The sequence below is a fragment of the Burkholderia gladioli genome (assembly GCF_000959725.1).
Classification (GTDB): Bacteria; Pseudomonadota; Gammaproteobacteria; order Burkholderiales; family Burkholderiaceae; genus Burkholderia; species Burkholderia gladioli.
The window spans coordinates 1779663-1803325 of record NZ_CP009322.1; the positions used below are offsets into that span (position 1 = coordinate 1779663).

The 23663-nt window shown below is 68.5% G+C and carries 20 protein-coding genes; 6 read left to right on the forward strand and 14 right to left on the reverse strand.

Annotation, left to right across the window (positions count from 1 at the left end):
- Positions 1-234 precede the first annotated feature (234 nt).
- Entirely contained in the window at positions 235-1122 is an 888-nt protein-coding gene (gene galU, locus BM43_RS08080) for a UTP--glucose-1-phosphate uridylyltransferase GalU (protein ID WP_013690560.1), read from the reverse strand.
- Between the two features lie 194 nt (positions 1123-1316).
- Entirely contained in the window at positions 1317-1460 is a 144-nt protein-coding gene (locus BM43_RS41600) for a hypothetical protein (protein ID WP_013690561.1), read from the reverse strand.
- Between the two features lie 240 nt (positions 1461-1700).
- On the opposite strand from BM43_RS41600, the gene BM43_RS08085 reads away from it, so the two are divergent.
- Together BM43_RS08085 and BM43_RS08090 are read left to right on the forward strand one after the other, a co-directional pair.
- On the forward strand, positions 1701-2867 hold the full coding sequence (locus BM43_RS08085; RefSeq protein ID WP_036055927.1) for an acyltransferase family protein: 1167 nt from the start codon (positions 1701-1703) through the stop codon (positions 2865-2867).
- A gap of 253 nt (positions 2868-3120) precedes the next feature.
- Positions 3121-3984, forward strand: coding sequence for a dienelactone hydrolase family protein (locus BM43_RS08090; RefSeq protein WP_088555542.1), 864 nt, complete (start codon positions 3121-3123; stop codon positions 3982-3984).
- A 66-nt stretch (positions 3985-4050) separates the two neighbouring features.
- On the opposite strand, the gene BM43_RS08095 is transcribed toward BM43_RS08090, so the two are convergent.
- The 3 genes from BM43_RS08095 to BM43_RS08105 all read right to left on the reverse strand — a co-directional run bounded on the left by BM43_RS08095 (position 4051) and on the right by BM43_RS08105 (position 10193).
- The gene (locus BM43_RS08095) at positions 4051-6477 is read right to left on the reverse strand and encodes a glycosyltransferase family 4 protein (RefSeq protein WP_036055925.1); all 2427 of its coding nucleotides are present in this window, start codon (positions 6475-6477) and stop codon (positions 4051-4053) included.
- Positions 6474-7940, reverse strand: a complete 1467-nt coding sequence (locus BM43_RS08100; RefSeq protein WP_017920158.1) for an oligosaccharide flippase family protein — start codon at positions 7938-7940, stop codon at positions 6474-6476. The genes BM43_RS08095 and BM43_RS08100 overlap by 4 nt, the downstream gene beginning before the upstream one ends.
- 72 nt (positions 7941-8012) lie before the next feature.
- Entirely contained in the window at positions 8013-10193 is a 2181-nt protein-coding gene (locus BM43_RS08105) for an NHL repeat-containing protein (RefSeq protein WP_042286146.1), read from the reverse strand.
- Positions 10194-10471: 278 nt separating this feature from the next.
- Here BM43_RS08105 and BM43_RS40255 point away from each other — a divergent pair, with 278 nt between their 5' ends.
- The 4 genes from BM43_RS40255 to BM43_RS08120 all read left to right on the forward strand — a co-directional run bounded on the left by BM43_RS40255 (position 10472) and on the right by BM43_RS08120 (position 13874).
- The gene (locus BM43_RS40255; RefSeq protein WP_144417638.1) at positions 10472-10672 is read left to right on the forward strand and encodes a hypothetical protein; all 201 of its coding nucleotides are present in this window, start codon (positions 10472-10474) and stop codon (positions 10670-10672) included.
- 119 nt (positions 10673-10791) lie between these two features.
- Positions 10792-11853 carry an acyltransferase family protein gene (locus tag BM43_RS08110; protein ID WP_036055924.1) on the forward strand — a complete coding sequence of 354 codons (1062 nt, stop codon included), beginning with the start codon at positions 10792-10794 and terminating at the stop codon, positions 11851-11853.
- A gap of 31 nt (positions 11854-11884) precedes the next feature.
- Entirely contained in the window at positions 11885-12928 is a 1044-nt protein-coding gene (gene gmd / locus BM43_RS08115) for a GDP-mannose 4,6-dehydratase (protein WP_036055923.1), read from the forward strand.
- Positions 12915-13874, forward strand: a complete 960-nt coding sequence (locus BM43_RS08120) for an NAD-dependent epimerase/dehydratase family protein (RefSeq protein ID WP_042286145.1) — start codon at positions 12915-12917, stop codon at positions 13872-13874. The genes gmd and BM43_RS08120 overlap by 14 nt, the downstream gene beginning before the upstream one ends.
- Before the next feature lie 79 nt (positions 13875-13953).
- On the opposite strand, the gene BM43_RS08125 is transcribed toward BM43_RS08120, so the two are convergent.
- The 9 genes from BM43_RS08125 to trpB form a co-directional block, all read right to left on the reverse strand.
- A complete protein-coding gene (locus BM43_RS08125; protein WP_036055921.1) occupies positions 13954-15144 on the reverse strand; it encodes an O-succinylhomoserine sulfhydrylase in 1191 nt (396 codons plus the stop codon).
- 247 nt (positions 15145-15391) lie between these two features.
- Positions 15392-16924, reverse strand: a complete 1533-nt coding sequence (gene purF / locus BM43_RS08130) for an amidophosphoribosyltransferase (RefSeq protein ID WP_013690571.1) — start codon at positions 16922-16924, stop codon at positions 15392-15394.
- 46 nt (positions 16925-16970) lie between these two features.
- Positions 16971-17465: a CvpA family protein gene (locus BM43_RS08135; protein ID WP_013690572.1), complete on the reverse strand. Its 495-nt coding sequence runs from the start codon at positions 17463-17465 to the stop codon at positions 16971-16973.
- Between the two features lie 6 nt (positions 17466-17471).
- Positions 17472-18296, reverse strand: a complete 825-nt coding sequence (locus tag BM43_RS08140; protein ID WP_036055920.1) for an SPOR domain-containing protein — start codon at positions 18294-18296, stop codon at positions 17472-17474.
- A gap of 23 nt (positions 18297-18319) precedes the next feature.
- The gene (gene folC, locus BM43_RS08145; protein ID WP_036055919.1) at positions 18320-19630 is read right to left on the reverse strand and encodes a bifunctional tetrahydrofolate synthase/dihydrofolate synthase; all 1311 of its coding nucleotides are present in this window, start codon (positions 19628-19630) and stop codon (positions 18320-18322) included.
- Between the two features lie 100 nt (positions 19631-19730).
- Positions 19731-20603, reverse strand: coding sequence for an acetyl-CoA carboxylase, carboxyltransferase subunit beta (gene accD, locus BM43_RS08150; protein ID WP_013690575.1), 873 nt, complete (start codon positions 20601-20603; stop codon positions 19731-19733).
- 88 nt (positions 20604-20691) lie between these two features.
- On the reverse strand, positions 20692-21504 hold the full coding sequence (trpA, locus tag BM43_RS08155; RefSeq protein WP_036055918.1) for a tryptophan synthase subunit alpha: 813 nt from the start codon (positions 21502-21504) through the stop codon (positions 20692-20694).
- A 52-nt stretch (positions 21505-21556) separates the two neighbouring features.
- Positions 21557-22417, reverse strand: coding sequence for a DNA-methyltransferase (locus tag BM43_RS08160; RefSeq protein WP_013690577.1), 861 nt, complete (start codon positions 22415-22417; stop codon positions 21557-21559).
- Positions 22418-22424: 7 nt separating this feature from the next.
- The gene (gene trpB / locus BM43_RS08165) at positions 22425-23618 is read right to left on the reverse strand and encodes a tryptophan synthase subunit beta (protein ID WP_013690578.1); all 1194 of its coding nucleotides are present in this window, start codon (positions 23616-23618) and stop codon (positions 22425-22427) included.
- Positions 23619-23663: the final 45 nt, after the last annotated feature.

Here is a 23663-nt window from a genome sequence, read left to right on the forward strand (position 1 = left end):
CGCGGCTCGAATTATGTGCGACGCGCTGCGCCGCGCCGGACCTTCGACGATGCGAAACATCTCCGCACGCCGCGTCGAAAACCCCTTGTTTACCGGCGGCAAACGCCATTCGAGCGGCAACGCCGCCGCCAGCGCGCCAACTAAACAACGGCTCGCGCAAACAAAAAAGCCCCGGCGCGATGCCGGGGCGAACGGAACAACCACCACATGGACGATCGGTGAAGCGGCTTTCGCTCAGGCCACCTGCTGGAGCACCGGCAGGCAGGAGCGCAGATAGGCCTCGAATTCGCGGCGCACCTCGGGATGCTCGAGCGCGAGCTCGACGGTGGCCTTCAGGTAGCCGATCTTGCTGCCGCAATCGAAGCGGGTGCCGAAGTAGCGATAGGCCAGCACCTGCTCCTCGGTCAGCAGCGACTGCACCGCGTCGGTCAGCTGCAGTTCGCCGCCGGCGCCCGGCTTGATGCGGCGCAGGTGATCGAAGATGCTCGGCATGAACACGTAGCGGCCCACCACGCCGAGATTGGACGGCGCGCTCTCGGGCGCCGGCTTCTCGACGATGCCCGACAGTTTGATCACGTCCTCCTCCCATTCGCGGCCCTCGACCACGCCATAGGAGCGGCTGTCCTCGCGCGCGATGGTTTCGACGCCGATCACCGAGCTGTGATAGTGGTTGAACACGTCCACCAGCTGGCGCAGCACCGGCTGCTCGCCGTGCAGCAGGTCGTCGGCGAGGATCACCGCGAACGGCTCGCCGTGCACCAGCTTCTCGGCGCACAGCACCGCGTGGCCCAGGCCCAGCGCCTCCGGCTGGCGCACGTAGTAGCAGTCGACGTTGGACGGCTTGATGCCGCGCACCAGTTCGAGCAGCTTGTCCTTGCCGCGCGCCTCGAGCTCGGCCTCGATCTCGTAGGACTTGTCGAAGTGATCCTCGATGGCGCGCTTGCTGCGCCCCGTCACGAAGATCATCTCGGTGATGCCGGCCTTGATGGCCTCCTCGACCGCGTACTGGATCAGCGGCTTGTCGACGACAGGCAGCATCTCCTTCGGGCTGGCCTTGGTGGCCGGCAGGAACCGCGTGCCGAGCCCGGCGACGGGGAACACGGCCTTCTTGACTTTGAGCATGGTGATGAAATCCCGGAGAAAGTGACGGCCGCACAACGCGCGGCCCGATGAAACGGCATGGCCGGTCACGCCAGGGCGTGCCGGAGCGGCCGGCGGCGCGATGCAGTGCGCCGCCCCGCTTGCGCGGCGCTAGGGGCGGGCCGCGCGGGGCCGGACCAGGCCGGCCGCGAGCGAGGCACCGCGCGCGCGGCCGATCATTCGAACTCCTCCGTCAATGCCGCGTCGCCGCGCTCGAATCCGAAGCGGCTGATCGGTTCGTTCTTCAAGGCGTCGCGATAGGCCGACAACACGACCATGACCAGCAGTACCGCGCCGCTTGCGATCCAGTTGATATCCATCTTGAAATCCCTCATCTGTTTCGACCCGAACCCAAACTATCAGAAAAAAATCGGCAAATAATTGGGCGGATTTCGCCACCTGGAACGGCGCGGGCAGCGAAACGTCTTGTTGCAATTTCATGCGGTTTTTTTTCGTTCATCGTTCGATTTCTCACGCCTTAGGATCAGGGTGCGCCAAAGGGCGAACGGCCGTTCGCCCGCCGCGCATCGTTCGCTATTTCAGGCCAAGGAAACCGACGCATGAATGCTCCCAGCGCGCCGACGCTCGCGCGGCCCGCCGCTCCCGACAACAAGGACGCGTTGATCGACGCCCTGCGCGGCTTCGCTGCGCTGCTGGTGGCCTATTTCCATTGCCGTCAGATCGTCTGGATCGGCATGCAGGCCTTCCATCGCGCCCACGGCCACGCGCTCGATCCGAACGCGCTGGCCGCCTACCTGACCTTTCCGTTCGCCTGGGGCTCGGCCGGCGTGCCGATCTTCTTCGTGATCAGCGGCTACTGCATCCACCGCAATATCGCGCTGAAGCTGGCGGCCGCGCCCGGCACCCGGCTCGACGTCGCCAACTTCTGGGCGCGCCGCTTCGCGCGCATCTACCCGGTGCTGCTCGCTGCGCTGCTGCTCACGCTCGCGCTGGACCTGGTGAGCCTGCAGTTCACGCCGGTCAGCCACAAGATCCGCGAGATCGGCTGGCAGGCCTTCCTGGTCAACCTGCTGTCGCTGCAGGGCATCGCCGGGCAGACCTACGGCTCGAACGGCGCGCTCTGGACGCTCTCGCTCGAGGTGCAGTTCTATGCCGTCTACCCGCTCTGGTTCGCGCTGCGCAAGCGGATCGGCATCATGCCGCTGGTGGCCGCGGTCGCCATCGTCAACCTGGCGTCGGCCTGGCTGTTCGAGCGCCACGACATCCAGGTGTTCACCTCCTACTGGCTGTCCTGGACGCTCGGCGCGCTGATCGCCGAGCTGCGCGCGGGCCGCGGCGCGAACCGCCTGCCCTCGCGCGGCTGGTACCTGGCGGGCGCGTCCGGCATCGCGCTCGGCTGCGCGGCCTTCCACTTCGGCCAGTACGGCGCGTTCCAGCTCTGGTCGCTCGGCTTCGCCTGCTACCTGTATGCCGCGATCGCGCGGCCGGCGCCGTCGAACGCGCTGGTGCGCGGCTTCGCCTGGTTCGGCGAATTCAGCTACTCGCTCTACCTGATCCATCTGCCGCTGTTCGTCTGCCTCGGCTCGCTGCTGTACCGCTCGCAACTGCAGACCGCGATCTGGCCGTCGTTCCTGTTCCTCGCCGCGGCGATCCCGCTGGCCTGGCTGTTCTACCGCGCCGTCGAGCGGCCCGCGATGCGCTGGTCGGCCAGCCTCAAGCCCGCGCCGAAGACGGCGCCCGCCACGGCGCCGGCGGCCGCGGCCTGAGCCAACGGCCGGACTCGACGATGCGCCGGCCCCACGACATCCCACGCCGGCCTGCCCAGGCCCCGCGCCCCTGCCGGGCGCGGCCGCGCGGCGATGCGCGCTCGGCACGGCAGGGCACGCCCCGGCTCGGCGCACATCGCGGGCGGCCCGTCGCCAGCCGCGATCCGTCCGGCACGCGCCGGCGCGAGTCAACCGCCCGCACCTGCCCGGCGTTGTCCCCTGGAAGGATTCCGATCCAGCGAGGAGACACCCGATGCGATTGCCCATGGCGCGCTGCCTGGCCTGGCTGCTCTGTTGCGCGGCCACGGCGGCCCAGGCCCAACAACAGGCCGTGCACTTCCCGTCGCTGGACGGTCCGCCGGCGACCTCGCTGAGCGCCTACCTGTTTCCCGCGCCCGGCGAGGTCCGCCACCCGGCCATGGTGTTCCTGCACGGCTGCGGGGGCCTCTACAACCGCGCGGGACGGATCGAATCGCGCGAGCGCGAATGGGCGCGGCGCCTGAACGACGCCGGCATCACGGTGCTGATGGTGGACAGCCTGGGTTCGCGCGATCACGGCGAGATGTGCGCGCCGGCGCATTTCGTGGCCGCGATCTACCGCGCGCGGGCCTATGACGCCTACGCGGCGCTGCGCTACCTGCAGGCGCTGCCCGAGGTGCGCGCCGACCGGGTCGGCGTGATGGGCTGGTCGCAAGGCGGCGGCACCCTGCTCAACACGATCCGCGCCACCAGCCCGGCGCGGCCCGCGAGCCTGCCCGACGGCGATTTCCGCGCGGCCGTGGCCTTCTATCCGGCCAGTTGCAACATGAAGCGGCAAGGCGGCAGCTGGGCCAGCCCGGTGCCGCTGCTGGCGCTGATCGGCGCGCGGGACGTGTGGACCCCGCTGGCGCCCTGCCAGGCGCTGATGAATTCGCTCGCCGAGGGCACCGAGGTCAGCCTGCAGGCCTACCCGAACGCCTATCACGACTTCGACTGGCCGGACATGCCGGTGCACGAGGTGCCGGCCTTCCGCACCCGCGACGGCGTGGTGCCGATCGAGGGCACCGACCCGGAAGCGCGCGCCGACGCGCAGCAGCGCGTGATGGCCTTCCTGACGGCGCGCCTGCTGGCACCCTGAAGCCCTGAACCCGGCGGGCCGGCGCCGGGCAGGCGGGCACGCCAGCGTCAGGCTCGCGCGCCGGGCTCAGCGCTTCTTGCGCGCGACCTCGACCAGGATCCGCTCCACCGCCTCCACATAGCCCGCGGTACCGAAACGGCGCACCGCCGTCTCGAAGCCATTGGCCACCAGCGCCTCGCGCCGCGCGCGATCGTGGCGCAGCGAGCTCAGCGCGGCGGACAACGACGGCGCCTCGCCGGGCTCGCAAAGCAGGCCGTTGACACCATCGTCGATGATCTCGATCACGCCGCCGGCCCGCGCGGCCACCACCGGGCGCCGCGCCAGCATCCCCTCGACGATCACGCGCCCGAACGGCTCGGGCGTGATCGAGGTATGCGCGACCACGTCGACCGCCTTCATCCAGCTGGCGATATCGCGCTGGAAGCCGGCGAAGGTGACACGGTCGCCCAACCCGCGCTGCGCCACCAGGTCCTGCAGTTCGGCCGCGTATTCGTCCTCGCCGAACAACGGCGCGCCAACCAGCACCACGTGCAGGTCCGGATCGCGCATCGCCGCGTCGAGCAGCAGGTGCTGCCCCTTCCAGCGCGCCAGGCGGCTGAACGAGCCGACGATCCAGGCCCGTTCCGGCAAGCCCAGCCGCGCGCGCAGGACCGCCTGCGGCAGCGCGTCGAGCGCCACGAAGGGCGCCGCGTCGATGCCGTTGAACACCACGTCGACCGATTCCTGCTCGCCGCCCGTGAGGGCCAGGTAGGCCTGCGCGGAGGCATTCGAATTGGCGATCACGCGCGTGAGCCCGAGGCGCGCGCAGCGGCGGATCGCGAACAACTGCTTGGCGCCGAAATGCTCGCGGCTGACGATGTCGCGCAGGTGCCAGACCACCGGCTTGCGCGCGATGCGCCCGGCCAGCGCGCCAACCACCATGGCGCGCTGCGTATTGGCATAGATCACGTCGACCTCGCGCGCGCGGCGCACCACCTCGCGCACCAGCGAGAGCAGGCCGCCCACGGCGCGCAGCGAGGCGCCGCCCTGCTTGCGCACGCCGTCGAGCCCGCGCGACTTCAGCACCTCGACCTCGACGCCGGCCTCGGCCAGCGCGGCCTGGAACGGGCCGTCGTCGAACAGCAGCACGCTGGCGCTGCCGCGCCAGTGCGTGACGAATTCGAGCAGGGACAGCTCGGCGCCGCCGAGCACGCCGCTCTGGTCCAGCACCAGCGCGCGCACCTGGCTGGCCGCCGCGGTGCCCGCCTCGCGGGCACCGGCCCGCGCGCGGGCCTGGGCATCGGGCAGCAGGCTCTCGATCTGCTCGACCAGGCGGCGCCGGAAATGCTGGGTCGCGAAACGTTCGGCATTGGCGCGGCAGACCTCGGGCCGGAACCGCGCGGGATCGGCCTCGAAGGCATCCACCGCGGCCACGATCGCCGGCACGCTCTGCTCCTCGAAGAACAAGCCGGTGGGCGTCGCATCGACGGCGCCGTCGCGCACCGTCTCGAGCGCGCCGCCCTTGCCATAGGCGATCACCGGCGTGCCGCAGGCCTGCGCCTCGACCACCGAGATGCCGAAATCCTCCTCGGCCGCGAACACGAAGGCCTTGGCGCGCCGCATGTGGTCCTGCAGCACCGAGAACGGCTGGTAGCCCAGCACCTCGACGTTCGGGCCGGCCTTGGCGCGCACCTTGGCCATGTCGGGGCCGTCGCCGATCACCACCAGGCGGCGCCCCGGCATGCGCGAGAAGGCCTCGGCGATCAGGTCGATCTTCTTGTACGGCACCATCCGCGAGGCCGTCACGTAGAAGTCCTCCTTGTCGGTCGACAGCGCGAAACCGTCGACGTCGACCGGCGGGAACACCACCGCCGCGTCGCGCTGGTAGACCTTGCGGATGCGCCGCGCGATGAAGGCCGAATTGGCGATGAAGCCGTCGACCGAGTTCGAGGTGCGGATGTCCCAGTTGCGGATGTAGTGCAGGATCAGCCGCGCCATCATCGACTTCGGGCCGCGCGTGAGCTGCGACTGCTCCAGGTACTGGTGCTGCAGGTCCCAGGCATAGCGGATCGGCGAATGCACGTAGCTGACGTGGATCTGGTCCGGCCCGGTCAGCACGCCCTTGGCCACCGCGTGGCTGCTGGAGATCACCAGGTCGTAGGCGGATACATCGAGCTGCTCGATCGCCAGCGGCATCAGCGGCAGGTAGCTGCGGTACTTGGTGCGCGCGAACGGCAGCTTCTGGATGAAGGAGGTGGTGACCGGCCGGCCGTGCAGGAAGCCGCGGTCGTCGAGGAAGTCGACCAGGCTGAACAGGTCCGCGTCGGGGAAGCAGGCGATGATCTGCTCCAGCACGCGCTCGGCGCCGGCATAGGTGACCAGCCAGTCGTGGATGATGGCCACGCGCAGCGGCCGGCCCGCGGGCTTGCCGAGCTGCCTGCCGGCGGCGGCCGCGGCCGGCTGGAGCTGGCGCGCGAAGGAAGCCGCCGAGCGTTCTACGAGTTCGCCTTTCATACGCTTTTCCCGGGAATCAGTCGCCCGATCGCACCGCGCGCGAGCGCGCGCAGGCCGGGCGTCGTCAAGAGCGACCACGCCATGTTCAGCGCGGCCACGAGTGCGCAGAGCGCGATGGCTTCCAGCAGCGTCGGGCCGGTCCAGGCCAGCGCCAGGCTGGCGAGCAGGAAGGCCAGGTGGGCCGCCATGTCGAGCAGGATCGGGCGGCGCCGCACCGAGGACAGCATCAGCAGCACGCCGTAGTCGACCAGCGCGCGCGCGGCCACCACCACCGCCGCGCCGATCAGGCCGAAGTGCGCGACGCCGAACCAGAGCGCCGCCACGAAGAACGGCAGCTGGATCACGCCGGCCAGCCCGGCGCGCGCCGGATTGACCTGCGACTGGATCAGGATCCGCACCACGCTGGCCTGGCCGACCAGCCAGATGCCGATCACCAGCACCCGGCCCACCGGCGCGGACTGCAGCGCCAGCTCGGGTCCCACCCACAGGTCGAGGAAGGGCTGCAGCGCGAAGATCGCCACGATCATGATCGGCGTGAACACGCCGTTGAGGAATTCCAGCGACTGGCGCACCAGCTTGTCGGCATGGTCGCGATCGATCGCCGACAGGCGCGGGAACAGCGTACGCACCACCGCGTTGGGCAGCATGTTCAGGCGCGTGACGAGGTTCTGCGGCACCGTGTAGTAGGTCACGTAGCGCGCGCCGAGATGGGCGCCGAGCAGCACCCGGTCGAGCGAATCGGCCACCATGCTGGCGGTGCTGGCGATCAGCATCCAGCCGCCGAAGGTGAACAGTTCCTTCGCGGTCTGCCAGCGCGGCGGCGCCACGCGCCGGATGTTCAGCACGCGCAGGCTGGCGCGGCCCAGCAGCAGCGCCGCCACGAGGCGCGCCAGCACCGCGGCGGCCAGCACCGACTGCAGGTTCGGCGCGATCAGCCAGGCCGCGCCGAGCGGCAGCAACTGGAACAGGAAGGTGCCGAAGGTCTGGTTGGCGTTGTAGATGCCGAAGCGCTCGGCGCCGTTGATCGCGCCCGAGAACACCCAGGACACGTTGGCGATCGGGATCGCGCAGGCCAGCCACGGCAGCGCCTGGTAGACCTCGTGCTGCAGCGCCGGCGACACCTTGGTGAAGTAAGCCGTGTAGATGAAGGCACCGAAATAGATCAGCAGGCCGCCCACGATGCCGGTGCCGAGATTGAGCCAGCAGGCGCTCCAGAACACGCGCTCGCATTGCTCGGGGTCGCCGCTGGCGAGCGCCTTGGAGATCTGGTTCTGGGCAGCCATGCTCATGCCCAGGTCGAGGATCCCGAAATAGCCGATCAGCGTCCACACCAGGCTCACCACGCCGTAGCGATCGACGCCGAGCGCGTGGATGTAGGCCGGCACCGTCACCAGCGACACGAAGGTCGGCAGGATCAGCCCGACGAAGTTCACCGCGACGTTCCTCAGCATGCGCTTATCCATGCCGCCGCCCCGGTAGGTCCCGCCCGTTCCGCTCGACTTGCTCGATCGCCATCATTGCCTCGTGTGCCTCCCTCATCGCGGCGTCCACCGATACATCATCACCTTGCCGCGCGCGTCCTCCTCCACGAAGACCAGGTACTCGCCGTTGTCGCGGCGATGCGCGCTGATCCCGAACGGCACGTCGACCCAGCCCGAGGCGCGCCCCACTTCCGGCCCCGGCTTGATCACGCCGAGCTCGCGGCCGGTGTCCTTGTCGTAGACGTGCACGATGCCGACCGGCTCGACGCCGAACAGGTAGCGGCCTTCCACGGTCAGGCTGATCAGGTTCAGGATCGGCTTGGCATCGGGCGCCCAGGGCAGTTCGACCTGGTAGCGCTTGACGGGCGTGCCGCTCGACCACTTGTCGTAGCGCACCAGCACGCGCCCCACCTCCTTGTTGATGCCGGGCTTGGGCTGCGCATCGGCGGTGTAGCCGGTCACGTAGAGCGTGTCGCCGGCCGGATCGTAGATCGCGCGGCGCAGCTCGGTGAAGGGCTCGGGCACCGGGTAGGCGGTGAGCTTGTCGTAGGAGTAGATCGGGTTGCCGACCTTGTCGAGGCCGCCGTAGCGGAAGCGGAAGATGCCGCGCTTGTCGCTGGCGCGCCAGATGTCGCCGTTGGTATCGACCCACCAGCCCCAGCCGCCGGGCTTGGCTTTTCCGCTGGTGTTCAGCGTGAATTCGCCGTCCTCGAAATGGCCGTTGCCGTTCAGGTCGCGCCAGATCCAGTCGCCGCCCGGCGGCCGGTTCGGGATCTTGTCGACGCCGCGCGCGCGGCCCGCGAACAAGCCCGAGGGAATCGCCGTCTCGCCGTCGCGCTTCGCGTCGAAGCGGTAGATCTTCAGGTGATCGGCGTACATGTCGGTCAGGTACAGGAAGGTGTGACCGTCCAGGCGTCGCGCGGTGGGCAGGCCCGGCCACTGGTCGGTGTTGAAGACCGGATCGTCGGGGTACTTGAAGCGGTTCGACAGGAAACCCGCGTATTTCCATTCGTGCCCGGCCGGCTTCGAGAAATCGAGTTCGAAGCGCTTGTTGCCGGTGTAGACGCTGTTCGGGCGAGCCGGATCGATGCTCGCGCCGTCGACGAACAGCAGGCCGTCGACCTGCCAGCGCAGCTTGCCGCCGCCGTCGTAGCTGGCCAGCGTGGCGCCGAGCCCGGCGCCGATGGTTCCCTGCTTCGGGCCGATGCCATTCATCGACACATAGATGTTGCCGTCGCGATCGGCGCCGACGCCGGTCAGGCCGTTGAAGCGGCCTGGGCCGGGACGGCCCGCCACGCCGGAGAAGATCCCGCCGCGCTCGCCCAGCGGCGTGGCCGGCACGTATTTGTCGCCCTGCTTCGCGTAGATCAGGATCTGCTGGCGCGGGCCGTTGTCGGCCACCAGCACGCGCGATTTCGCGTCGACGGCCACGTCCACCGCCTCGCTGTCGGCCGGCAGAGCCGGCGCGTCGTCGATCGGGCGGCCGTCGGCGCGCACGTGCAGCAGCTTCGCCGGGCCCGTCAGCGTCTTGGAGAGCAGCCACAGCGTGCCGTCGGCGGCCAGCGCGATGCGGCCCGGCTCGGGGGCGCTGAACGAGGACAGCTTGTCCATCGTCTCGGCGTCGTAGACATCCACGCTGTCGTGATTCGGATCGGTGGCGTAGAGCCGCTTCATCGAGGCCGCCAGGCCGCCCACCTCGTCGCGCGTGCCGGTCGGCACGTCGTTGACCTTCAGGAAACTGGCCGCCATCTTCGCGCGCGAGTCGCCCGCGGTGGCCGCGCGGAACGGCGCGGGCTGGCGCATGTCGCCGATCGCGCGGCGCGAGATGCCCCACCATTGGCGTCCCTTCTCCGGCCAGATGCCGGGGCTCACCAGCCGCCCCTTCTCGTTGCCCACGCCGATCGCCACATAGGCATAGCGATCGTTGACGGCGATCGCGCTGCCGCCGGCATTGCCCCAGCCGTGCGTGCCGCCCGCGAAGCCGAGCATCTTGCCGTCCTGGTAGACGCTGGCCTCGGCGCCGCTCTCGTCCCAGGGCGCGTTCGTATAGACCTTGCCTTGCGGCGTCACGGCGATCGCGCGGATATCGATCTGCGTCCAGCTGCCGTCGCCGTAACCATAGGTATTGCCGATCCACGAGGTGGTGGCATCGAGCACGGTTTCGGCCGGCGCGCGGCCGGGCAGGCAGACGAAGGAAATCAGGACGGCGAGGACGATCAGTAGCGGACGTCGCAATGCGGCTCTCCGGAATGGGCTGGCGGGCGGTGATGAACGGCGCTTCCGTGCCCGCGGGGAGGGGGTGGCGCGCATCAGGTGAAATGCCCGGCGCGGCGCCTGCCGAGCACCGCCATGCACCTGGATGCGGCACCGCGTCAGGCCTGCCCGCAGGTACGGTGCGACGCAGGTTACAAGCGAAAATAATCACAAGAAAATCCGAATAATTTCCGCGGCGCCGTAAATGTTTCAATCTCTCATCGGTCGCGTCGGGATTCGGTATTTACGAGTCGATATCGATGCGGCGCGGCAAGATCGACCGGGCATTCGTGCATCGCGTCGTAACATGTACCGGGCACGCAGCCCGCTGCACCGGGGATCGGAAGGCGCGCCGCTGTTTTATTCAGCAGTACCGGATGATGCAGGGATCCATTCCACAAAAAAATCGTTCAGCCATCCGCAATGGCTCGATGGATTTTTTGCCGATTTCTTTTCCCTAGAATTCGGCTCGAATCGACCCGCAAACTTTTACCGACGGAAAGCTTGCGCGTTTCGGCGCTCCGGCCGCGGCACATGGAGAGCCGGCGCAGGCGCCGTCAGGCTCGCCCTTCCGGACACGATGACGATCGACACTCCCGCTTCCGCGCCCTCGCCCCATTCCGGCCGTATCGTCCAGCTCGACGGCCTGCGCGCCATCGCCGTGATGGCCGTGTTCCTGCAGCATGCGCTCAAGGCGCCGCTCTGGATGGGCGTGGACCTGTTCTTCGTGCTGAGCGGTCTGCTGATCACCGGCATCCTGCTCGACCGCAAGGCGCGCGGGCTGCCGCTGTTCCGCCATTTCTACGTGCGCCGCGCGCGCCGCATCCTGCCGCCCTACGCGCTGCTGCTGGTGGTCTCCACCCTGTTGTTCGGCGCCGGCTGGCTCGCGCACTGGCCCTGGTACGCGTTCTTCTCGACCAATATCGGCTTGTCGCTCGGCAGCATCGGCCACGAGAGCCTCAACGTGCTGTGGTCGCTGGCCGTGGAGGAGCAGTTCTACATCTTCTGGCCCTTCGTGGTGCTGCTGTGTCCCGAGCGGGCGCTGGCCTGGGTGGCCGCCGCCCTGGTGGTCGCCGCGCCGCTGCTGCGAGCGATCGCCACGCCCTGGTTCGATTCGTTCTGGCCGATCTACTACCTCACGCCATTCCGCATGGACCTGCTGGCGGCCGGCGCGCTGCTGGCCGTGCTGCTGCGCCGCGACCGCCGCGCGCTCGAGCCCTATACCGGCCTGGCGGTGGCCGGCGCCTGCATCGCGCTGGCGCTGCTGGCCTGGCTGCATCTGTCCAACCCGCGTTTTCGCGCCGCCAATACGCCGCTCTCGAATGCCGCCCTCTACAGCATCTCGCTGCTGCTCTGCACCTCGATCGTGGTGATCGCGCTGCGCGGCCGCGGCCTGGTGCAGCGCGTGCTGACGCATCCGGTGCTGGTCTATGTGGGCACCATCAGCTACACGGTCTACCTGGTCCACCTCAGCGTGCTCTATGCGCTCTGGCCCTGGCACCTGAACCGCTACCTGACGGCCGTGCTCGCGCTCGCGATCACGCTCGCCTACGCCAGCTTCACCTGGTTCGCGTTCGAACGGCGGCTCACGCGCGGTCCCACGCGGCCGGTGATCGTCGCGGCGCCGCGCCCGACCGCCTGACTCCCTTCACTAGTTCATTCCGGAAACATTCATGAGCCAAGCACGTACCGCCATCGTCACGGGTATCACCGGCCAGGACGGCGCCTATCTGACGAAACTGCTGCTCGACAAGGGCTATCGCGTGACCGGCACCTATCGGCGCACCAGTTCCACCAACTTCTGGCGCATCGCCGAACTCGGGGTCGAACAGCACCCGAACCTGAGCCTGGCCGAGCACGACCTGACCGATCTCGGCTCGACCCTGCGCCTGCTCGAACGCACGCGTCCGGACGAGCTGTACAACCTGGCCGCGCAGAGCTTCGTCGGCGTATCTTTCGACCAGCCGATCACCACCGCCGAGGTCACCGGCATCGGCGCGCTGAACCTGCTCGAGGCGATCCGCATCGTCAGCCCGAAGACGCGCTTCTACCAGGCCTCGACCTCGGAGATGTTCGGCAAGGTGCAGGCGATCCCGCAAGTCGAGTCAACGCCCTTCTATCCGCGCAGCCCCTATGGCGTGGCCAAGCTCTACGCGCACTGGATGACGGTCAACTACCGCGAGTCCTATGGCCTGTTCGGCTCCAGCGGCATCCTGTTCAACCACGAATCGCCGCTGCGCGGCCGCGAGTTCGTCACGCGCAAGATCACCGACACGGTCGCCAAGATCAAGCTCGGCAAGGCGCCGCGTCTCGAACTCGGCAATCTCGACGCGAAACGCGACTGGGGCTTCGCCCAGGAATACGTGGAAGGCATGTGGCGCATGCTGCAGGCCGACGAGCCCGATACCTTCGTGCTGGCCACCAATCGCACCGAGACGGTTCGCGACTTCGTGCGGATGGCCTTCGCCGCGGCCGGCTACCAGCTCGAATGGACCGGCAAGGACGAGCAGGAACGCGGGCTCGACGCCGCCACCGGCAAGGTGCTGGTGCAGATCAATCCGCGCTTCTACCGGCCGGCCGAGGTGGACCTGCTGATCGGCTGCGCCGACAAGGCGAAGGAGAAGCTGGGCTGGCAGCCGCAAACGACGCTCGAGCAGTTGTGCAATATGATGGTGGAGGCCGACATCACGCGTAACCAACACCATGACACCTTCTGATTCACCGGGCCGCCGCCGCGCGCTCGTCACCGGCCTGGCCGGCTTCACCGGCCGCTACGTGGCCGAGGCGCTGGAGGCGGCCGGCTACGAGGTTTGGGGCACGGTCTCGCCCGAAGCCGCGCCGCCCGCCGACCCGGCTCTGGCACGCGCCAGGCTGCTGCAGGCCGACCTGCTCGATCCCGACGCGCTGCGCGAGGCGGTGGCCGAGGCGCGGCCCGACGCGGTGATCCATCTCGCCGCGCTGGCGCACGTGGCCGACAACGACCCGAGCGATCTCTACCTGGTCAACGTGGTCGGCACGCGCAACCTGCTGGCCGCGCTCGATACGCTCGACGCCAGGCCGCGCTGCGTGCTGCTGGCGAGCAGCGCGAACATCTACGGCAACGCACGCGTCGAATCGATCGACGAGAGCGTGCCGCCCGATCCCGCCAACGACTACGCCGTCAGCAAGCTGGCGATGGAATACGCGGCGCGGCTGTGGTCGGAACGCCTGCCGATCGTGATCGCGCGGCCCTTCAACTACACCGGCGTGGGCCAGCGCGAGAACTTCCTGCTGCCCAAGCTGGTGGCCCATTACGCGAGCCATGCGCCGCGTATCTCGCTCGGCAATCTCGACGTCAGCCGCGATTTCTCCGACGTGCGCGACGTGGCCGCCGCCTATGTGCGGCTGGTCGAGGCCGCGCCGATCGGCGAGACCTTCAATGTCTGCTCGGAACGCGCCTGTTCGCTCAAGGAAGTGCTGGCGATGCTGGCGCGCATCGCCGGCTACGTGATCGACGTGACGGTGGATCCGCGCTTCGTGCGCGGCAACGAGGTGAAGATCCTGAAGGGTTCGCGCGCGAAGCTGCGCGAGCGCATCGGCGAACTGCCGGTCACGCCGCTGGAGGAAACGCTGCGCTGGATGATGAAGGCGGCGCGCGCCGCCGAGGGCGCGGCCTCGGCCTGACCCGCGGCCCGGCGAGACCATGAGAAACGGGGCCGGGCTTACGCGCCGGCCCCGCTCGATTCGATCACGCCCGGTTCGCTCAGCTATCCAGCCCGCGCGCCAGGTCGCGACGCAGGTCCTCGGCGCTCTCCAGCCCGACCGCGAGCCGGATCAGGCCTTCGGAAATCCCCGCCGCCGCGCGCGCCTCGGGCGTGATGCGCGAGTGCGTGGTGGTGGCCGGGTGGGTGATGGTGGTGCGCGTATCGCCCAGGTTGGCCGTGATCGACGCCACGCGGGTATTGTCGATCACGCGCCAGGCATTGGCACGCTGAGCTTCCGGCGTGTCCCCCTTGAGCTCGAACGAGACCACCGCCCCGCCCGCCTTCTGCTGGCGCTTGGCGATCTCGTACTGCGGATGCGACGCCAGCCCGGGGTAGAACACGCGCTTGACGGCCGGATGCTGCTCCAGCCAGCGCGCGATCTCCAGCGCGTTCGCCGATTGCCGCTCGACGCGCAGCGACAGCGTTTCCATGCCCTTGAGCAGCACCCAGGCGTTGAAGGCCGACAGCGTCGGCCCGGCGCTGCGCACGAACGGGAACACCTTGCCCGTGATGAATTCCTTCGAGCCCACCAGCGCGCCGCCCAGCACGCGGCCCTGGCCGTCGAGGAACTTGGTGGCCGAGTGCATCACCACGTCGGCACCGAGCTTGAGCGGCTGCTGCAGCGCCGGGCTGCAGAAACAGTTGTCGACCACGAACAGCGCCTTCGCCTCCTTGGCGACGGTCGCGATCGCGGCGATGTCGGCCAGCTCGGTGAGCGGGTTCGAGGGCGTCTCGAGGAAGAACATCTTGGTTTCGGGACGCACCGCCTCGCGCCAGGCGTTCAGGTCGGTCGGATCGACGAAGGTGGTCGTGATGCCGAACTTGCTGAAGATCTGCGAGAACATGCCCAGCGTCGAGCCGAACAGGCTGCGCGAGCTGACCAAGTGGTCGCCCGCCTGCAGCGCCGACATCACCACCGACATGATCGCCGCCATCCCCGAAGCCGTCGCGATGCAGGCCTCGCCGCCCTCCAGCGCCGCCAGGCGATCCTGGAACATCGTCACGGTGGGGTTGGTGAAGCGCGAATACGTGTAGTTGTCCTCGGAGTTCGCGAAGCGCGTGGCAGCGTCCTGGGCGCTCGTGAAGCAGAAGCTGGAGGTCAGGAACAGCGCTTCCGAATGTTCGTTGTATTCGCTGCGCAGCGTGCCCGCGCGCACCGCGAGGGTTTCGAGGCTGAGAGAGTCGTCCATGTCTGATTTATCCGGGTTCCTGCGCGCCGCGTCAGGGGCGCGCCACTGAAGGCCGCAAGGCCAACGAAAAAGCCCGCGACGCGTCGGCATCAGCGGGCTTCAGTGCGGTACCACAGCCTGGACTCCAGCCGGCGGTGCCGGCCTTCGCTTTAGCTGTTTCGGGGCGATTGCCCCACGTCCGCAAGCTGAATCAAATCGACGCAAGGCGCATCGTAACACGCGAGCGCGAAACGATGCACGCCGGCGCTCATTCGACCGACAGCTGCAGGTTCATCTGCGAGCGCGAGGACTCGCCGTTCTGGTCCCGGTCGAGCTGCGAGGCGGGCGCCAGGCGCGCGCGCTCCAGCGAATCGAGGTACTCGGCGCTGACGTTGCCGGTGATGTAGTTGCCGTCGAAGCAGGACGCCTCGAAATTGTGGATCTCCGGGTTGATGTCGCGCACCGCGCGGCGCAGGTCGTCGACGTCCTGGTAGATCAGGTAGTCGGCGCCGATGATCTTGGCCACCTCTTCGTCCGAGCGGCCGTGCGCGACCAGCTCGTTGCGCGTCGGCATGTCGATCCCGTAGACGTTCGGGAACTTCACCGGCGGCGCGGCCGAGGCGAAGATCACCGACTTCGCGCCGGCATCGCGCGCCATCTGGACGATCTCGTGCGAGGTGGTGCCGCGCACGATGGAGTCGTCGACGATCAGCACGTTCTTGTCCTTGAACTCGATGCTCATGGCATTGAGCTTCTGGCGCACCGACTTCTTGCGCACCGCCTGCCCCGGCATGATGAAGGTGCGGCCGACGTAGCGGTTCTTGAAGAAGCCCTCGCGATACTCCACGCCGAGCTTGTTGGCCACCTGCATGGCGGCCGGGCGCGAGGAATCGGGAATCGGCATCACCACGTCGATCTTGACGTCCTTGAGCTCGCGCTTGATCTTCTCGGCGAGGTAGTCGCCCATGCGCAGGCGCACGTTGTAGACCGGCACGCCGTCGAGGCAGGAATCGGGACGCGCGAGATAGACCCACTCGAACATGCAGGGGTTCAGGCTCGGGTTCTCGGCGCACTGCTGGCTGTGGAAGCTGCCGTCCTGGCCGATGAAGATCGCCTCGCCCGGCGCCACGTCGCGCACGAACTCGAAGCCGATGCCTTCCACCGCCACCGATTCGGAAGCCAGCATCCATTCGACGCCCTGCTCGGTTTCCTGCTTGCCGATGCACAGCGGGCGGATGCCGAACGGGTCGCGGAAGGCGACCATGCCGTAGCCGGCGATCTGCGAGACGATCGCGTACGACCCCTGGGCGCGGCGATGCACGCCCGAGACGGCCTTGAACACCGCGGACGGGTCGAGCTCGAGGCCGGTGGTGGCGAGCTGCAGCTCGTGCGCGAACACGTTGAGCAGCACTTCGCTGTCGGAGTTGGTGTTGATGTGGCGGCGGTCGATCCGGAACATCTCGTCCTTGAGCTGTTCCATGTTCGTCAGGTTGCCGTTGTGCGCGAGCACGATGCCGAACGGCGCGTTGACGTAGAACGGCTGCGCCTCGGCCTCGCTCGAGGCCGAGCCGGCCGTCGGGTAGCGCACCTGGCCGATGCCCGCGGTACCCGGCAGGCTGCGCATGTTGCGGGTGCGGAACACGTCGCGCACCATGCCGTTGGCCTTGTACATGTGGAAGTTGCTGCCGTCCGCGGTCACGATGCCGGCTGCGTCCTGGCCGCGATGCTGCAGCAGCAGCAGGCTGTCATAGATGAGCTGGTTGACCGGGGAGTGAGAGATAAAACCTACGATGCCGCACATGGCATGGTCCTTCAAGGATACAAAAACGGTTTCGGCCGCTGCGCAATCAGATGTGGATATACGCAGCCAGCCCGTCGGGCAGGAACGGCTTCAGATCGCGCACGCCCTGCTCGGCGAAGGGACGCAACAGCCCGTTGCGCCAGAAATCCTGTTTCGGCAGTTCGGTCAGCCCGGCCGCAGCCACCAGCAGCAAGACCAGCAGCACGCCGCGCAGCAGCCCGAACAGCAGCCCCAGCGAGCGGTCCACGCCGCCCAGGCCGGTGGCCTGCGCCAGGCGCGACAGCAGCGCATTGGCCACGCCGGCGACCAGCACCACGCCGATCACGATCGCCCCGAAGGCGATCACCCACTGGGTCAGCGCCCCGCCCGGCCAGGTGGACGGAATATAGGGCAGCACGACGCCGACATAACGGCAGGCCACGAAAAACGCCACCAGCCAGCCGATCAGCCCGAAGATCTCGGAGACGAAGCCGCGCCACGCGCCGCGCAAGGCCGACAGACCGATCACCGCCAGCACGGCGTAGTCGAACGCGGTCAGCATCGGCGCTTACTGGGTCAGGCCCGCGTCGCGCACCTTCGCGATCGCGGCCGAGGCGGCCGCGCGGTCGGCGAACGGGCCCGCACGCAGCAGTGTAGTCGCGCTGCCGTCGGCCTGCTTGCGATGTTCGACATATGCGGGCACTCCCGCCGCTTTCAACTTGTCCGCCCAGCCGCGCGCGGTGGCCTCGTCCGGGAACGAACCCAGCTGGACCGCGAAGCGCGCGCCGGCGGGCTGCGAGGGCGAGGCGCCGTTCGCGGCGGCCGCGCGCGCGGGCGGCTGCGCCGCCGCAGCGGCGGGCTTGGGCGCGGGCACGGCGGGCTTGGCCGCGGCCTGCTGCGAGGCTTGCTGGGCAGCCTGTTGCTGAGCCGGCCTGGGCGGTGCCACGTCGGCCTTGCTGTCGGAGGAATCGGGGGAAGTGGCGGATTGCGCCGTCTGCGTGTCGTCGGCCGCGCCCGAGGCGGGCGGCTCGTCGTGCGCGACGCCGGCCTGCGTGTCGATCGGATCCTCGTCGCGCGAGGGGGCCGCGTGGGCAGGCTTGTTCGGGATGTCGATCGCGATGTCGTCGGTGACCGGCTTCGGATGCGAATCGAGGATCATCGGCAGCACGATCACCGCGGCCACCACCAACGCGATCGCGCCGACCAGGCGCCGACGCGCGCGTTGTTTCTCGGGGAGGGTCGGGTCGAGCATCATCGCGTCCGAGGGCCGCTCGGCGCGGCGCGTGGTGCGCCGCTCGACTCGCTCGCTGCGTACGGCCCGGGAGCCGGATTTCGACCCGCGCCGGGACGGCGCGTCGTCGTCTTTCTTCTTGCCGAACGAGAAGATTCCCATGTATGGCTGGTCCGAACTACCCGTCAGTGTTGCTGCGATTTACGGTAGGCCATCACGCCGGCCACCGTATAAAAGCTACCAAAGACCACGATTCTATCATTCTCCGAGGCCCGTTTCAGGGCATCTCGAAAAGCGTCCGCGGGTGTGGCGTGATGCGTGACGCTGCTGTCTGGGCCGTCCTCGACGCCTGCCTCGCGCAGCGCCGTCTCGAGCGTCTCGGCCGACGCGGCACGCGGCAGCGGCAGGTCGGTCACGCACCAGTGATCGATCTCGCCCTTCAACTGCTTGAGCACGCCGGCGATGTCCTTGTCGCGCATCGCGCCGAACACCGCGTAAGTGTACGGAAAGAAACCCATGTTGCCGAGGTTTTGCGCGAGAACGGCCGCTGCGTGCGGATTATGCGCAACATCGAGGACGATCGCGGGCTTGCCGGGCAGCACCTGGAAGCGCCCCGCCAGCTCGACGTTGGCCAGGCCCAGGCGGATGTCCTGGGCCGACACCGGCAGGCGCGAGCGCAGCGCCTCCAGCGCGGCCAGCGCCGCCGAGGCATTGATCAGCTGGTTGGCGCCGCGCAGCGCCGGGTAGGCCAGCGCCGGGTAGCGCTTGTCGCGGCCCAGGTAGCTCCACTGCTGGCGCTCGTTGCCCGGCTGCGCCTCGTAGCGGAAATCGCGACCGACCAGCCACAGGTCGGCGCCGATCGACTCGGCATGGTCGATCAGGGTTTGCGGCGGCGAGGGATCGCCGCAGATCGCCGGCGTAGCCGGGCGGAAGATGCCGGCCTTCTCGAAGCCGATCTTCTCGCGCGTGTCGCCCAGGTATTCGGTGTGGTCGATGTCGATGCTGGTGACGATCGCGCAGTCGGCGTCGATGATGTTCATCGCGTCGAGCCGGCCGCCCAGGCCCACCTCGAGGATCACCGCGTCGAGCCCGCTGTCGGCGAACAGGCGCAGGATCGCCAGCGTGGTGAACTCGAAGTAGGTCAGCGTGACCGGCTGCGCCAGGCTCAGGCGCGCCGCCTCGACCGCCTCGAAATGCGGCAGCAGCAGTTCGTCGGCCACGTTCTCGCCGCCCAGGCGCGCGCGCTCGTTGAAGGCGATCAGGTGCGGCGAGGTGTGGCAGCCGACGCGATAACCGGCCTTCAGCAGGATGGTTTCGAGGAACGCGCAGGTCGAGCCCTTGCCGTTGGTGCCGCCGACCGTGATCACCGGGCACGAGAAGCTCAGTCCGAGCGCCTCCTTGACCAGGGTGATGCGGGCCAGGCCCATGTCGATACCGACCGGATGCGCGGTTTCGAGGTGCGAGAGCCAGGCCTCGAGAGTAGGAAATGTGCTCATCTGTACCACTGCGAATCTGCAGGAACGCTGAAAAACGAAAAACGCGCCGCCCGGCCGGGCCGGACGACGCGTCGGCATGGGCCGCGCGGGGCGCGTGACTTCAGGCGAGCGCGTCGGCCGGCTGGCGCTGCAGCAGCGCGAGCAGTTGGGCGATCTCGTCGCGCATCTTGCGACGGTCGACGATCATGTCGATCGCGCCCGACTTCAGCAGGAATTCCGAGCGCTGGAAGCCTTCCGGCAGCTTCTCGCGCACCGTCTGCTCGATCACGCGCGGGCCGGCGAAGCCGATCAGTGCCTTCGGCTCGGCGATCACCACGTCGCCGAGGAAGGCGAAGCTGGCCGACACGCCGCCCATGGTCGGATCGGTCAGCACCGAGATGAACGGCAGCTTGGCTTCCGCGAGCTTGGTCAGCATCGCGGTGGTCTTGGCCATCTGCATCAGCGACAGCAGGCTTTCCTGCATCCGCGCGCCGCCCGAGGCGGTCACGCAGATGAAGGGCACGTGCTGCTCGAGCGCGTTCTGCGCGCCGCGCGCGAAGCGCTCGCCGACCACCGAGCCCATCGAGCCGCCCATGAACGAGAATTCGAAGCAGGCCGCCACCACCGGCAGCGTGCGGATCGCGCCGCCCATCACCACCATCGCGTCGGTTTCGCCGGTTTCGTCCATCGCTTCCTTGAGACGATCCGGGTACTTGCGGCTGTCCTTGAACTTCAGCGTGTCGACCGGCACGATTTCCTGGCCGATCTCGTAGCGGCCTTCCGGATCGAGCAGCGCGTCCAGGCGCTCGCGCGCGCCGATGCGCATGTGGTGATCGCATTTCGGGCACACGTGCAGGTTCGCCTCGACGTCGGAGCGGTACAGCACGGCCTCGCAAGACGGGCACTTGACCCACAGCCCCTCGGGGATGCCCTTGCGGCTCTTCGGGTCGGTCTGCTTGATCTTCGGCGGCAACAGCTTGTCGAGCCAGCTCATCGTATGGTTTCCCTCATCAGAGCGGGCCGGATCGTTCCGGCCCGCATTCGGTGTTTCTCGGTATGTCGCGTGACGTCGCGCGGCGGCCTCAGGCCGCCCTGGTCTCGCCGTCGAGCGCGGCGCGGATCTCGGCGATGAAGGCCTTGAGCACGCCCACCGCCGCTTCCGGCGCCGCTTCCTCGAGCAGTTGCACGAGGCGGCTGCCGATCACGACCGCGTCGGAAACTTCGGCCACCGCGCGCGCCGTGGCGGCGTCGCGGATCCCGAAGCCGACGCCGACCGGAACCGGCACGCGCGACTTGATGGCCGGGATTTTACCCGCAATGCTGGAAACATCCAGATTTCCGGCGCCTGTCACCCCTTTCAGCGACACGTAATAGACATAACCGCTGGCGATCCGCCCCACCTCGGCCATCCGTTGCTCGGTCGAGGTGGGCGCCAGCAGGAAAATGGGGTCGATGCCGGCGGCGCGCATCGTGGCGGCGAAACCGGCCGCTTCCTCGGGCGGGTAGTCGACCACCAGCACGCCGTCGACGCCGGCCGCGGCGGCCGCCTCGGCGAAGGCCTCGGCGCCCATGCGCTCGATCGGGTTGGCATAACCCATCAGCACCACCGGGGTGCGGTCGTCGCGCTCGCGGAAGCGCTTGACGTCGTCCAGCACGTGCCGCAGCGTCACGCCGCGCGCCAGCGCGCGCTCGGACGAACGCTGGATCACCGGGCCGTCGGCCATCGGATCGGAGAACGGCACGCCGAGCTCGATCACGTCGGCCCCGCCTTCGGCCAGCGCGTGCATGAATTCGACGGTTTTCGCCGGGTCCGGGTCGCCCGCCGTGAGGAAGGGAATCAGGCCCTTACGGCCCTGGGCGGCGAGTGCTGCAAAGGTGTTCTGGATACGGGACATGATGTCGTTTCCTGGATTCGGTCGCGATCGGCGGCGAGCGGCCCGTTCGGGCTCAGGCATCGGCCGGCGCGGCGAGCGCGGTGACGCGCTCGCGCGCGATCGCGCAATAACTCTCGTTGATCTCGTAGCCGATGAAGCGGCGTCCGTGTCGCGCGCTGGCCACGGCGGTGGTGCCGCTGCCCATGAACGGGTCCAGCACCACGCCGCCCGGCGGGCAGCTCGACAGCACCATCCGCTCGACCAGCTCGAGCGGTTTCTGGGTCGGGTGGTCGACTCGCTCCGCGTGCTGCCGATGCAGGCGCGAGACCGACCAGACGTCCTTCGGGTTGTAGCCCATCTCGAGCCACTTGCTGCCTTCGAACAGCTTGCGCGAACGCGCCTTCTTCGTTTCGGCGTCGTAGGGGATGCGAACCGGATCGAGATCGAAGTAATAGCCTTTCGATACCGCGAAAAAACCGATGTTGTCGTGCACCGAGGTGAAGCGGCGCGTGGTGCCGCCCATGCTCGGCACGCGGCGGTCCCAGATGATCTCGTTGATCATCGTCAGGCGCGTCTTCAGGAAGCTGAAGATCTCCGGCGCGTACTGCCAGGTGCAGAACACATAGAGCGAGCCGCTCGGCTTCAACTTCGGGATCGCCAGCTCGAGCCACTGCCGGGTCCACGCCAGGTGGGCGTCGCCCTGCAGCTTGTCGGAGTCGTTGCCGTAGTCCTTGCCGAGCCCGTAGGGCGGATCGGCGACGATCAGGTCGATCGACGCATCCGGCAGGCTCGCCGCATCGGTCAGGAAATCGCGGTGACGCAGCTCGATGCCGCCCGGCAACGCGGGTTCGGGACGCACGGACGCGGCGGCGGCCTCGGCCGCCTCGCCCTCGCTCGCCGCGCCGCCGGCCGGCTCCTCGATCAGGTCGCGCATCCGGGCGTCAGAGCACGATGCCGCCGCGTTCCGCGACGGTATGCATGTCCTTGTCGCCGCGGCCCGACAGATTGACCAGCAGGATGCGGTCCTTCGGCAGGGTGGCGGCGAGCTTGGCGCCGTAGGCGATCGCGTGGCTCGACTCGAGCGCCGGGATGATGCCCTCGATCCGGCAGCAATCGTGGAAGGCCTTCAGCGCTTCCTCGTCGGTGATCGGCACGTATTGCGCGCGGCCGCTGTCCTTGAGCCAGGCGTGCTCGGGGCCGACGCCGGGATAGTCGAGGCCGGCCGATACCGAATGCGTCTCGATGATCTGCCCGTCGTCGTCCTGCAGCAGGTAGGTGCGGTTGCCGTGCAGCACGCCGGGGCTGCCGCCCGTCAGCGAGGCCGCGTGACGGCCCGTGTCGAGCCCGTCGCCGGCCGCCTCGACGCCGATCAGCTGGACGTTCGTATCGTCGATGTACGGGTAGAAGATCCCCATCGCGTTCGAGCCGCCGCCCACGCAGGCGATCACCGCGTCGGGCTGGCGCCCCGCCATCTCGGGCATCTGCACCTTGCACTCGTCGCCGATCACGCGCTGGAAGTCGCGCACCAGCATCGGATACGGATGCGGGCCGGCCACCGTGCCGATGATGTAGAAGGTGGTCTCGATGTTGGTGACCCAGTCGCGCATCGCCTCGTTGAGCGCGTCCTTGAGCGTGCGCGAGCCCGATTCGACCGGCACCACGGTCGCGCCGAGCAGCTTCATGCGGTAGACGTTGGCGGCCTGGCGGCGCACGTCCTCGGAACCCATGTAGACGATGCACTCCATGCCGAAGCGCGCGCAGATGGTGGCGGTGGCCACGCCGTGCTGGCCTGCGCCGGTCTCGGCGATCACACGCTTCTTGCCCATCCGGCGCGCCAGCAGCGCCTGCCCGATCACGTTGTTGATCTTGTGCGCGCCGGTGTGGTTCAGGTCCTCGCGCTTCAGGTACAACTGCGCGCCGCCGAGCAGTTCGCTCCAGCGCTGCGCGTGGTAGATCGGCGAGGGACGGCCGACGAAGTGCTTGAGCTCGCGGTTGTACTCGGCGACGAACTCGGGATCGTCGCGAAAGCGGTCGTAGGCCTCGCGCAGCTCGTCGAGCGCGTGAATCAGGGTTTCGGCGACGAACACGCCGCCATACGGGCCGAAGTGGCCGCGATCATCAGGAAGGTCGTACATGAATGTGTCTCTCGACTGGCAGGCCCGGCGCATGCCGCGCCGGCC